This window comes from Pseudarthrobacter sp. N5 (assembly GCF_050157035.1).
Lineage (GTDB): Bacteria > Actinomycetota > Actinomycetes > Actinomycetales > Micrococcaceae > Arthrobacter.
In genome coordinates this window covers 1,844,387-1,855,781 of the sequence record NZ_CP189593.1, presented here as the reverse complement: position 1 = coordinate 1,855,781, position 11,395 = coordinate 1,844,387, and the positions used below count along the sequence as shown (strand labels likewise).

At 62.2% G+C, this 11,395-nt stretch carries 10 protein-coding genes; 4 read left to right on the top strand and 6 right to left on the bottom strand.

The features are described from left to right. Positions 1–118 precede the first annotated feature (118 nt). The 4 genes from ACQCST_RS08985 to ACQCST_RS08970 all read left to right on the top strand — a co-directional run bounded on the left by ACQCST_RS08985 (position 119) and on the right by ACQCST_RS08970 (position 4,405). A complete protein-coding gene (locus ACQCST_RS08985; protein ID WP_426998914.1) occupies positions 119–760 on the top strand; it encodes a GntR family transcriptional regulator in 642 nt (213 codons plus the stop codon). Between the two features lie 38 nt (positions 761–798). Further along, positions 799–2,295: an MmgE/PrpD family protein gene (locus ACQCST_RS08980; RefSeq protein WP_426998913.1), complete on the top strand. Its 1,497-nt coding sequence runs from the start codon at positions 799–801 to the stop codon at positions 2,293–2,295. After that, the gene (gene prpB, locus ACQCST_RS08975; RefSeq protein WP_426998912.1) at positions 2,295–3,200 is read left to right on the top strand and encodes a methylisocitrate lyase; all 906 of its coding nucleotides are present in this window, start codon (positions 2,295–2,297) and stop codon (positions 3,198–3,200) included. Before ACQCST_RS08980 ends, prpB begins: the two co-directional genes overlap by 1 nt. Before the next feature lie 65 nt (positions 3,201–3,265). Continuing rightward, a complete protein-coding gene (locus tag ACQCST_RS08970; RefSeq protein ID WP_426998911.1) occupies positions 3,266–4,405 on the top strand; it encodes a bifunctional 2-methylcitrate synthase/citrate synthase in 1,140 nt (379 codons plus the stop codon). A 385-nt stretch (positions 4,406–4,790) separates the two neighbouring features. On the opposite strand, the gene ACQCST_RS08965 is transcribed toward ACQCST_RS08970, so the two are convergent. The 6 genes from ACQCST_RS08965 to ACQCST_RS08940 form a co-directional block, all read right to left on the bottom strand. Beyond that, positions 4,791–5,312 carry a hypothetical protein gene (locus ACQCST_RS08965; protein WP_426998910.1) on the bottom strand — a complete coding sequence of 174 codons (522 nt, stop codon included), beginning with the start codon at positions 5,310–5,312 and terminating at the stop codon, positions 4,791–4,793. Between the two features lie 56 nt (positions 5,313–5,368). Beyond that, a protein-coding gene (locus ACQCST_RS08960) for an IS3 family transposase (RefSeq protein WP_426995638.1) occupies positions 5,369–6,552 on the bottom strand; the annotation gives its coding sequence in 2 pieces (ribosomal slippage) (positions 5,369–6,291 and positions 6,291–6,552; 1,185 coding nt in all). 641 nt (positions 6,553–7,193) lie between these two features. Then, positions 7,194–7,700, bottom strand: coding sequence for an 8-oxo-dGTP diphosphatase (locus tag ACQCST_RS08955; protein ID WP_426998909.1), 507 nt, complete (start codon positions 7,698–7,700; stop codon positions 7,194–7,196). Between the two features lie 189 nt (positions 7,701–7,889). Beyond that, positions 7,890–8,897 (bottom strand): site-specific tyrosine recombinase XerD, encoded by a 1,008-nt coding sequence (gene xerD, locus ACQCST_RS08950; RefSeq protein ID WP_426999126.1) that lies wholly within the window; start codon positions 8,895–8,897, stop codon positions 7,890–7,892. Then, positions 8,897–9,559, bottom strand: a complete 663-nt coding sequence (locus tag ACQCST_RS08945) for an NUDIX domain-containing protein (RefSeq protein WP_426998908.1) — start codon at positions 9,557–9,559, stop codon at positions 8,897–8,899. Before ACQCST_RS08945 ends, xerD begins: the two co-directional genes overlap by 1 nt. Positions 9,560–9,582: 23 nt before the next feature. Beyond that, positions 9,583–11,355, bottom strand: a complete 1,773-nt coding sequence (locus ACQCST_RS08940) for a CTP synthase (protein ID WP_426998907.1) — start codon at positions 11,353–11,355, stop codon at positions 9,583–9,585. Positions 11,356–11,395 lie beyond the last annotated feature (40 nt).

The following is an 11,395-nucleotide window of genomic DNA, read 5'->3' as shown; positions in this document are numbered from 1 at the left end:
GCACTGTATACATAACTGGGCCAAACGAATAACTTTTCGATATTTTGTCAACTAATCCGCAATTTGTGTATACACTGACAGGAGGCAATCAACGAAGCCAACCAGCGAAGGAGAGGACATGCGCGCCAGCGACAGGGCATACACCGCCTTGAGGGAGGACATCATCGAATGGCGACTCCTCCCCGGAACGGTGCTCGCCGAAGTGGAACAATCCGAACGCCTGGGTATCTCCCGTACCCCGCTGAGGGAAGCGCTGAGCCGGCTCACCGCAGAAGGGCTGACGAGGGCGGCGGGAGGTCGCGGCGTCGTCGTCACTGACATCTCGCTGGAAGATATTGACGAACTGTTTGAGCTCCGCGAAACGCTCGAAACGAAAGCATCCGCGCTCGCCGCCCTTCGCGGCGATGCCGCGACATTTTCAGGACTGCACCGCGAACTGCTGGACGCCCCGAAACTGATCAGCGACGCCGATCCTGCACGGCACGGCTACTACGAGATGGTGGGGCGCCTGGACTCGGCAATCGACGCAGCCATCTCAAACGCTTATCTGGCCCAGGCGATGCGCAGCCTGCGCGTGCATCTGGTGCGTGTGCGCCGGCTCGCCGCCGACGACGCCACCCGGCTCACGGCGGCCGCGGCCGAGCATGCCGCCATTGCCGAAGCGATCGCCGCAGGCAATCCGCGCCTCGCGGAAGCCGCCACCACGGTCCACCTGCACCGCAGTCTTTCCCACGTCAAAGCCACGCACATACCTCACTAAAAGGAGCAGCACCATGGTTAAAGGAACACCACGTCCGCGTGTACAAGAGCGAGGAAAACCTGCCCCGCGAGGATCAGCTCGCCTACAAGATCGCCAAGGTCGCCGCGGATCCCGTGGCCGTCACGGACGAGGTCACCGACATGGTGATCAACCGGGTCATCGACAACGCCTCGGTGGCCATCGCCTCACTGAACCGGGCACCGATCGTTGCGGCGCGGGCCCAGGCCCTGACCCACGGCCCCACCACCGGCGGCCAGGGCTCCAAGGTGTTCGGCATCAATGAGCGCGTTTCCCCTGAATGGGCCGCCTGGGCCAACGGCGTCGCCGTCCGCGAGCTCGACTACCACGACACTTTTCTGGCGGCCGAGTACTCCCACCCGGGAGACAACATTCCGCCGGTCCTTGCTGTGGCCCAGCACGTCGGTTCCAGCGGCAAGGACCTGATCCGCGGCATCGCCACCGGGTACGAGATCCAGGTCAACCTGGTCAAGGCCATCTGCCTGCACAAGCACAAGATCGACCACGTGGCGCACCTCGGCCCGTCCGCGGCCGCCGGGATCGGCACCCTGCTGGGACTCGACGTCGAGACCGTCTTCCAGTCCGTGGGCCAGGCGCTGCACACCACCACCGCCACGAGGCAGTCCCGCAAGGGCGAGATCTCCACCTGGAAGGCCCACGCCCCGGCGTTTGCGGGCAAGATGGCCGTCGAAGCCGCGGACCGCGCCATGCGCGGCCAGACCTCCCCGGTGCCGATCTACGAGGGCGAAGACGGCGTCATCGCCTGGATGCTCGACGGGCCCGACGCGTCCTACACCGTGCCGCTTCCCGAGGCCGGCGAAGCCAAGCGCGCCATCCTGGACACCTACACCAAGGAGCACTCGGCCGAGTACCAGGCGCAGGCGTGGATCGACCTCGCCCGCAAGCTCCACCGCGAACACCCCGAAGTCACCGACCCCGCCAACGTGCAGTCCGTGCTGATCAAGACCAGCCACCACACCCACTACGTGATCGGCTCCGGCGCCAACGACCCCCAGAAGTACAGCCCCACGGCCAGCCGTGAGACCCTGGATCACTCCATCCCCTACATCTTCACCGTCGCCCTCCAGGACGGCGCCTGGCACCACGTCAATTCCTACGCCCCCGAGCGGGCCGGCCGCGCCGACACCGTCGAGCTGTGGCACAAGGTCACCACCGTGGAGGATCCGGAGTGGACCCGCCGCTACCACTCCCTGGACATCGCCGAGAAGGCCTTCGGCGGCTCCGTGGAGATCACGCTCACCGACGGGACCGTCGTCACCGAGTCGATCGCCGTCGCCGACGCCCACCCGCTCGGCGCCCGGCCGTTCGCCCGCGAGCAGTACGTCAACAAGTTCCGCACGCTCGCAGCCGGCCTCGTGACGGAGGAGGAAATCGAACGCTTCCTCGCCGCCGCCGCCCGGCTCCCCGAACTTGGCGCCGGCGAGCTGGACCAGCTCAATATCACCGCCGCCGACGGCGTGATCGACCTCGCCGCTGCACCGAAGGGACTTTTCTGATGCTGTATTCGAAGACCACGCCGGAGCAAAAGCGCCTCGCCCTCCGCAAGATGCTCGCCTCCGGCACCATCGCGCAGTTCCCGGGAGCCTTCAACCCGCTCTCGGCGCGCCTGATCGAGGAGAAGGGCTTCTCCGGGGTCTACATTTCCGGTGCCGTGCTGGCCAACGATCTGGGCCTGCCGGACATCGGGCTGACCACGCTGACCGAGGTGGCCACCCGTGCCGGCCAGATCGCCCGCATGACCGATCTGCCGTCACTTGTGGACGCGGATACTGGCTTCGGTGAGCCGATGAACGTGGCCCGCTCGGTCCAGGAGCTCGAGAACGCGGGCCTGGCCGGCTGCCACATCGAGGACCAGTTCAACCCCAAGCGCTGCGGCCATCTGGACGGCAAGAACGTGGTGGATCTGGATACGGCCACCAAGCGGATCCGGGCAGCAGCGGACGCCCGCCGGGATCCCAACTTCCTGATCATGGCGCGGACGGACATCCGCGCCGTGGACGGGCTCGAAGCCACGCAGGACCGGGCCAAAGCTCTGGTGGAAGCCGGCGCCGATGCCATTTTCCCCGAGGCCATGAAGGACCTCAGCGAATTCCAGGCCATCCGCGACGCCGTCGACGTGCCGATCCTGGCCAACATGACCGAATTCGGCCAGAGCGCCCTGTTCACCGTTGACCAGCTCCACGGCGTCGGCGTGAATATCGTGATCTATCCGGTAACTCTGCTCCGTAGTGCCATGGGCGCTGCGGAGCGTACGCTGGAATCGATTAAGTCTGACGGAACCCAGGCGGCACAAGTAGGAACCATGCTCACCCGTGCACGGCTGTACGATCTCGTGGATTACGAGGCCTACAGCCGCTTTGACACCGGCGTCTTCAATTTCCAGATTCCCGGAAAGAACTGACGCGACAATCCAGACCGGGCCACCCGCAATGGCCGGTACAGGCGCAAGGAACCAAGGAGTTCAGCATGGCTGACGAAGACATCAAAAAGGGCCTCGCCGGCGTTGTGGTGGATTACACCGCGGTGTCCAAGGTCAACCCGGACACCAACTCGCTGCTGTACCGCGGCTATCCCGTACAGGAGCTGGCGGCCAAATGCAGCTTCGAAGAAGTTGCCTACCTGTTGTGGAACGGCGAACTGCCCACACCGGAACAGCTCGCTGAATTTAGTGGCCGCGAAAGGGCCGGCCGCGCCCTGGATCCGGTAGTCAAGCAGGTCATTGACGCGATCCCCATCACCTCCCATCCCATGGATGTCTGCCGGACCGCCGCGTCCGTGATGGGCTCCCGTCACAAACTCGCCGAGGACTCCTCGCGCGACGCCAACATGGCCAAGGCCATCGACCTGTTCGCGGCAATGCCCGCCGTGGTGGCCTACGACCAGCGGCGCCGTCATGGCCAGGATGTGGTGGAGCCCCGCGAGGATCTGGGCTACGACGCCAACTTCCTCTGGATGACGTTCGGCGAGGAGGCCGTCCCCGAAGTTGTCGACGCGTTCAACGTGTCCATGATTTTGTACGCCGAGCACTCCTTCAATGCCTCCACTTTCACGGCCCGAGTGATCACCTCCACGCTCTCGGATCTTCATTCGGCCGTGACGGGGGCCATCGGCGCCCTCAAGGGGTCGCTCCACGGCGGCGCCAACGAGGCCGTCATGCATACCTTTGACGAAATCGGCATCCGGCCGGAGGAGTCACTGGACGAGGCAGCTACCCGGGCCAAGGCCTGGATGGAAAACGCCCTGGCCCAGAAGAAGAAGGTCATGGGGTTCGGCCACCGCGTCTACAAGCACGGCGACTCCCGGGTGCCCACCATGAAGTCAGCCCTGGACAAGATGATTGCGCACTACGGCCGCCCGGAGCTTCTGGGACTCTATAACGGGCTTGAAACCGCGATGGATGAGGCGAAGGGGATCAAACCGAACCTCGATTATCCGACCGGCCCCACCTACCACCTCATGGGATTCGACACCGCGACCTTCACCCCCTTGTTCGTCGCGAGCCGGATCACCGGCTGGACCGCCCACATCATGGAGCAGATGGAATCGAATTCGCTGATCCGCCCGCTGAGCGCCTATAACGGCGTGGCGGAACGGCACATGCCGTAGCCAACAGGCTCCCCAACCACGTACGACGCCGGCCCGGTCACCTTATATAGGTGACCGGGCCGGCGTCGTACCGCAGTTAAACCAACAGACCGCCCGCAGGATTCCTGCAGGCGGTCTGTTGAGGCGCTACCGGATCATTGAAACCGGCACCGACTCCTACCGCCTCGCCCACACAACCCAAGATCTCTTCAGCGCCAGTGGCACCGCTCGTTCGCTTCCCGCTACTGCACCCGACAATACGAACGGCCGGTCGATTCCTCGCGTGGAATCGATCCGGGCCGTTCGATGCTTGCTATTCGGTGTTTGGTAGGCCTCTTGGCCGCTCGACCCGGATAGATTATCGAATCGGGGGTGGTTCAAGGGACGTAGCTTTCTGCATTCTCGATCAGCTTGGCGGCTTCCCGCTCGGCTTTATCGCGATAATCTTCCCAATTGGAGGTGAAGCCCTGACGACTTTAATGTCCGCTTCACCCGTATGTTCTTCCTGCTGCAATGAATCAAGACCGCCAGAAATTTGGAGGACATGCTCGAAGTCCTGCCTGCTCCCCGTCAATCGAATAATAGCCTCGGCGCTTGCTTTGACGACGTTACCTACAAACGAAGCCGCCGTGCCATCAGAATCAGCTATTGCGGAGGACACCTCGACACTAAGCGGAATCGACTTATTCCCTTCGGGCCTTGGTCCACCCAGCTCCCGGTCACCGACATGCTCTTGATCGTCTAGTAGCGATTCACTCGATATGCCTATCTCGCGAAGTTTGGCAGCCAGCGCAGGTATCTGGTGCATAGCGCCGGCGAGGATGTGGCGCCAAGTTATGCGTCTCGATAGTTGCTGATCGGCAATGGAACTCGCAACTGCCAAAATGCGCCGGGAGCTATCATCCAGCCTCGAGAGATCAACGGACATAAAGAGGTGATCTGAGCTGCCGCGAGGATTTCGGACAGCGGAATTAGTGAATTCTTCTACGCTGCCAGGGCTGGCTGTTGATAACCATAGTGGACTTCGTTAGGCCGTCGGTAACCGAGCGCTGAGTGTCGGCGCCGACTATTGTAAAATCCCTCGATGTAGCGGATAACGTCACTGCGTGCTTGTGATTTCGTGGCGTAAACGGTCCGGTAAACACGCTCGTTCTTGAGCATCGAGAAGAAAGATTCCGCCATACTGTTATCCCAACACACGCCCGTGCGGCCCATCGATGAGCGCATCCCCAGACTGGTCACCAAGGCCCGAAACCCGGCCGAGGTATACACGCTGCCGCGGTCCGAGTGCCAGATCGCGTCAGGCTCGATCAGGGTCGTTGCGGCGGCGTTGTTGAGGGCGTCCGCCACGAGTTCAGTGCGCATGTGATCGGCGATCGACCAGCCGACGACCTTCTTCGAGTAGCAGTCAATGACGGTGGCCAGGTAAATGAACCCCTGCCAGGTGTGGATGTAAGTGATGTCGCCGACGAACTTCACCCCGGGACGTGTGGCGGTGAAGTCACGCTTGACGAGGTCAGGCATGTTGGCCGCGGCCAACGCGTCGGCCTCGGTGGTCGCCCGGAATGGCCGCGGCTGGCAGGCCAGGAGGCCCTCCTGGCGCATGACCTGCCGCACAAGCTCGGGCGAACATTCAATCTGTTCCGCCGCGAGGTCGGCATGGATTCGGCGATACCCGTACGTTCCTTCGGACTCCTCAAAATAGTGCTGGATCCGCGCTATCAGTGCCTTGCGCCGGGTGGCAGTCGCCGATTGCGGGCGCGTCAGCCAGTGGTAGAAACCGGACGTTGAGACTCCCAACCAGCGGCACATTTTCACGACCGAATTCAGGTTGGCGGGCTCAGTCTTTTGGGAGTCGATGTATTCGTACTTGCTCACTACCGCTGCTCCCGCGCGAAGTAAGCGGCTGCTTTTTTCAGGAACAGAGTCTCCGCGCGCAGCTCCTGATTTTCCCTCTCGAGCTCCTTCAGGCGGGCCCGCTCCGAGACCGTCAGGTCCGTCTCAGTGCCGCCGTTGGCCTCGCGGTATTTGTTCAGCCAATTGCGCAGAGTCTCGGGGCCGACACCGTATGTGGTGGCAACGTCCTTGATGGGCTTGGACGTGTTGATCACCTCACGGCACAACTCGTCTTTGAACTCCTGGGTGAAACGCCGGCGTGCTGCAGTCATGCTGATCTCTACTTTCAGTAGACCCCCATTTTAAGAGGGCCCACTGTCCGAGAACTCCGCGGCAGCTCAGATCCTCCACTCATCATCATCCTGAGTGACGTGCACATCACGTTACCAGTCGCCAGTTGTGTAGGGCCCATAAGGTGAAGCAGCGATACCGGCCCAATCGTTGGTGCCGGTACGGTTGGCTCCGCCGGGTCATTTAATTTTCGAATTTGGTGAAATCGCTGCCGGCCATTGTGTGGCCGGACAGTGCGGCGAATGCCGGTGAAACTAATCCATACGGTCCGGCGATTGCCAGGACGAGTGCTGTGAAAGTGTGATCAATCCGCGGCGCACGGGGCGGCTGCGGATTGCTGCATGTCTCATGACATCTCCCGGGAAACTGATTGCCCAAAGCGCCGCTCCCCCAGCGGATCAGCGCACCTCATCAGTTGTCTCGGGTTCAATGTGTGCCCTTGACAACATTGAACGGGCAGCTCCCCCAGCTCCCCTGCTCCCATGTCCGTACAGCACAGACCATAGGGCGTTTAATCCAGTTACCAGAGTTGTAAAACCGAATTTGGCGGTCCACTCAGACTTGTAGTGATTTACGGCTGAAAAAACGATTAACCAGAGGTCGTCAGGAGAATATTCGGGTACTACCTTCGGCGAACTTGGGAACGGAATACTGAGTAGTCCAGAACATCCCGGACAGTCTCGTTGTCATCATTGAGAACAATAACGACGTCGATCATTCCACCCGCGAGAGCCGACGGCAGCCAGTGCGCAGCGTCCTCCCACATGAGTTCCAGGGGCAGGGAACCGATGTCAAACCATTCCGGAGAAATCTCGGAACTCTCCCGCGGGTCCCCCTGCCAGGCTCGCGAAGTGAACAGCCGGGACGTCATGTTCCACTCAGGCCTTGCCCGGAAGACGAAAGTCACCACGCCGGCGTCGTGCAGGTCTTCCTGCCGCACCACAACGCCTGATTCCTCGTGGACTTCCCGGCAGGCCGCCTCGGCGTCGCTCTCTCCCGGTTCAACGTGGCCGCCGAGACCAACGATCTTGCCGGTCCCGAAACCGGTCTTCTTCATGCCCAGCAGAACCTGCGGACCGTCATCAGCTTCCCGGATCAGGAAACACAGCGTGACAGGCGTGGAAGTCATGCACTCAAGAGTAACTCCGGCTAGCCGATCGGCAGTTCGTGTCTGCGCATATTGCGTCTTTAGAGATCCCGGAAATCTTCCGCGCGTCCCTGCCCCTGACCGGCGTCTGTTGCGGCTCCGATGTACGGACGTTCAGACCATCTCCGAAAATGAGCACGGCGGATTGACTTTTCGTTCGAAGTGCCGGTCTCAGCCAAGCGCCCGCGGATGAGCTGCGGCGTAGATCTCACGCAGGGTATCCGCGGTCACCAGGGTGTATACCTGCGTGGTCGTCACGGAAGCATGTCCCAGCAGCTCCTGCACCACCCGGACGTCGGCGCCGCCCTGGAGCAGATGCGTGGCGAAGGAGTGCCTCAAAGTGTGGGGGGAAACGTCCTTGGTGATGTTGGCTTTTTCCGCCGCCGCCTTCAGGATGGTCCAGGCGCTCTGCCTGCTGATCCGTCCGCCTCGGGCATTGAGGAAGAGCGCCGGTGTACCCTTGCCTTTGGCGGCCAGGAGGGGACGCCCCCGGACCAGATAAGCGTCCAGCGCCCGGGCACCATACGAACCCAGCGGAACCAGCCGTTCCTTCGATCCCTTGCCGAATAGGCGCACAATCGCCGGTCCGGCAACGTCCCTCTGAAGCGAGAGATCGTCGACGTCGAGCCCCACCGCCTCGCTGATCCGGGCGCCGGTAGAGTACAGAAATTCGAGCAGCGCACGGTCCCGCAGCCCTGTCGGGGTATCGGTGCCGGCGGCTTCCAGAATCCTGGTGACTTCATCGACACTGATGGCCTTCGGCAGCCTCTTGCCTGGCATCGGCGGGTGCACATCGCTGGCGGGATCCGCCGTCGTGAGTCCTTCAAGGGCCCAGAACCGGTGCAGTCCCCGGACGGCAACAACCGTTCTGGCGGCGGAACGCACGCCCAAGGCTGTGCCGCCGTCAGATCCGTCGGACAGCGCCTGCACAAAGCCGGTGACGTGGTGCCGCGTGATGTCTTCCGGCCGCTGCACCCCGGCAGCAGCAAGGTAGCCGGAGTAGCGCGCCAGGTCACGCCGGTATGCGGACAAGGTGTTGAGCGCCAGTCCCCGTTCGACGCCCATGTGCTGGAGGTAGTCTGCTATGGCACGGTCAATGTCTGACGGGGGGCGGCGGATTACTTGCTTGGGTGCAGCTGCCGGAGCATCCGCAGCGGCCGATGCGGGAGCGTCCGGCATCAGCGCTGACTGGGGTGCGCGGGCCACGGTGCATCGGAAGGCCGCAGACTCCCAAAATTATCAGCACGCGTGGCCGCAGCGGCCAGAATGCCGACGACGGCGGACGGGTTGTGCAGCCGGCCCTCAAGCACGGCTGTCACTGCCTCATCCAGCGGCGTCCAGTGCAGCTCTATTTCGGCTTCCTCATCCGTGCGGATGTGGCGTTCTTCATCCGGCACGTCACTGATGCCGCGGGCCAGATAGATTCTGATGGCTTCGCTCGAGGAGCCGGGCGAATTGAAGAAGTCGGCCAGGACGTTCCAGGTGCCGGCCACCAGGTCCGCTTCTTCGGCGAGTTCCCGGGCGGCACCCACTACAAAGTCCTCGCCTTCAACATCCAGAAGTCCGGCGGGGATCTCCCAGAGATCCATGCCCACCGGGTGCCGGTACTGCTTGAGCAGGAGGATCTCGCCAGCGTCATTCATAGGCAGAACGGCGACCGCCCCTGGGTGGTCGATGTAGTCGCGGACCAGGGCGCCGCCGGCGTCGTTCAGCTGGAAACTGTCGCTTACGACGTCCCAGATCCTGCCTTCATAAACCTTTTCAGAAGACAAGAGACGGCGCGGGCTCGGCGCATCCGAAACCTGACGTGCTGCAGAGGGGGTTTCAGAGTTACCGGGCATCGCGCCGTCCTTTGTTGTCCGAACTACTTGGCCGCTGCTGTGCGGACGGGTCTGGCGGCAACAGCCGCTGCCGCGGCGTCGCTCCTGGTGGCCTCCTGACCGCTCTGATGAGCCAAAGCCGCTTTCACCAGACCGGCGAAAAGGGGGTGGGGTCGGGTGGGGCGGGAGCTCAGTTCCGGGTGGGCCTGGGTTGCCACATAGTACGGGTGTACATCGCGGGGAAGCTCAACGTACTCCACGAGCTTGCCGTCGGGTGATGTTCCGGAGAACACCAGGCCCTGGGCAGCGATCTGATCGCGGTACTTGTTGTTGACTTCGTAGCGGTGCCGGTGGCGTTCGCTGACCGTGGTCAGTCCGTACGTCTCGGCAACCACGGAGCCTTCGTCCAGCTTGGCTTCGTAGAGTCCCAGCCGCATGGTGCCGCCCAGATCCCCCTTGCCGTCAACGATGTCCAGCTGCTCTTCCATCGTGGCGATGACCGGGTAGTTGGAATTTGGTTCGAACTCGCTGGACGATGCGCCCTCGAGGCCAACTACGTTTCGGGCGTATTCGATCACCATGCACTGCAGGCCCAGGCATAGGCCCAACACCGGCAGTTTGGATTCACGGGCATATTTCAACGCGCCCAGCTTGCCCTCGAGTCCACGGATGCCGAAGCCGCCGGGCACACAGATGGCGTCCACCCCGCCAAGGGATTTGACCGCGCCTTCATGGGTTTCGCATTCGTCCGAGGGTACCCATCGGATCTTGACTTTGGTGTCATTGGCGAAGCCGCCGGCACGGAGTGCCTCAGTCACGGAAAGGTAGGCATCCGGCAGATCGATGTACTTGCCGACCAGCGCCACTTCAACCTGGTGCTTGGGGTTGTGGACCGCTTCAAGAAGCCTGTCCCAGCTGGTCCAGTCAACATCCTTGAACGGGAGGTCAAGGGCGCGGACGATGTAGGAATCCAGGCCTTGCGAGTGCAGGGTCTTGGGGATGTCGTAAATGCTGGGGGCATCCGGGCAACCGATGACGGCGTCAATGTCCACATCGCAGGCGCGGCCGATTTTTTCCATCATGGACGCGGGCAGTTCGCGGTCTGAGCGGAGAACGATCGCCTCGGGCTGGATGCCCAGTGAGCGCAGTGCTGCGACGGAGTGCTGCGTCGGCTTGGTCTTCAGCTCCTGTGACGGTCCGATGTACGGAACCAAGGACACGTGCAGGAAGAAAACGTTGCCGCGGCCCACATCCTGGCGGACCTGGCGGGCAGATTCAAGGAACGGTTGGGATTCGATGTCCCCAACAGTGCCGCCGATTTCCGTGATGATCACATCAGGGGCTTTTTTGCCGTCTGCGGGAAGGCGCATGCGGCGCTTGATTTCATCCGTAATGTGCGGAATGACCTGAACGGTGTCACCGAGGTATTCGCCGCGGCGCTCCTTGGCAATGACAGTTGAGTAGATCTGGCCGGTTGTGACGTTGGCCGAACCCTCAAGGTTTTCATCGAGGAAGCGTTCGTAGTGACCGATGTCCAGGTCAGTCTCGGCGCCGTCATCAGTGACGAAAACTTCGCCGTGCTGGAAGGGGTTCATCGTTCCCGGATCCACATTCAGGTAGGGATCGAGCTTTTGCATAGTTACAGACAAACCGCGTGCCCGCAGCAGGTGACCGAGGCTCGAAGCCGTCAGTCCTTTGCCGAGCGAGGACGCCACACCGCCGGTGACGAAGATGTGTTTGGTCGTCTTGGACGAGCCCGGAAACCGGGAATTTACACGGGAATTTGATCGCTGCACCACGGAATTCGAGCCTATCATCAATTGAGCCCTCCACGGGTCGAATAACAGTTTCCCCAAA

Bases quoted from the DNA above. Each gene is read 5' to 3' on its own strand.
- ACQCST_RS08985 (WP_426998914.1), top strand. From the start codon at position 119: ATGCGCGCCAGCGACAGGGCATACACCGCCTTGAGGGAGGACATCATC.
- prpB (WP_426998912.1), top strand. From the start codon at position 2,295: ATGCTGTATTCGAAGACCACGCCGGAGCAAAAGCGCCTCGCCCTCCGC.
- ACQCST_RS08970 (WP_426998911.1), top strand. From the start codon at position 3,266: ATGGCTGACGAAGACATCAAAAAGGGCCTCGCCGGCGTTGTGGTGGAT.
- ACQCST_RS08965 (WP_426998910.1), bottom strand. From the start codon at position 5,312: ATGTCCGTTGATCTCTCGAGGCTGGATGATAGCTCCCGGCGCATTTTG.
- ACQCST_RS08955 (WP_426998909.1), bottom strand. From the start codon at position 7,700: ATGACTTCCACGCCTGTCACGCTGTGTTTCCTGATCCGGGAAGCTGAT.
- xerD (WP_426999126.1), bottom strand. From the start codon at position 8,897: ATGCCGGACGCTCCCGCATCGGCCGCTGCGGATGCTCCGGCAGCTGCA.
- ACQCST_RS08945 (WP_426998908.1), bottom strand. From the start codon at position 9,559: ATGCCCGGTAACTCTGAAACCCCCTCTGCAGCACGTCAGGTTTCGGAT.
- ACQCST_RS08940 (WP_426998907.1), bottom strand. From the start codon at position 11,355: ATGATAGGCTCGAATTCCGTGGTGCAGCGATCAAATTCCCGTGTAAAT.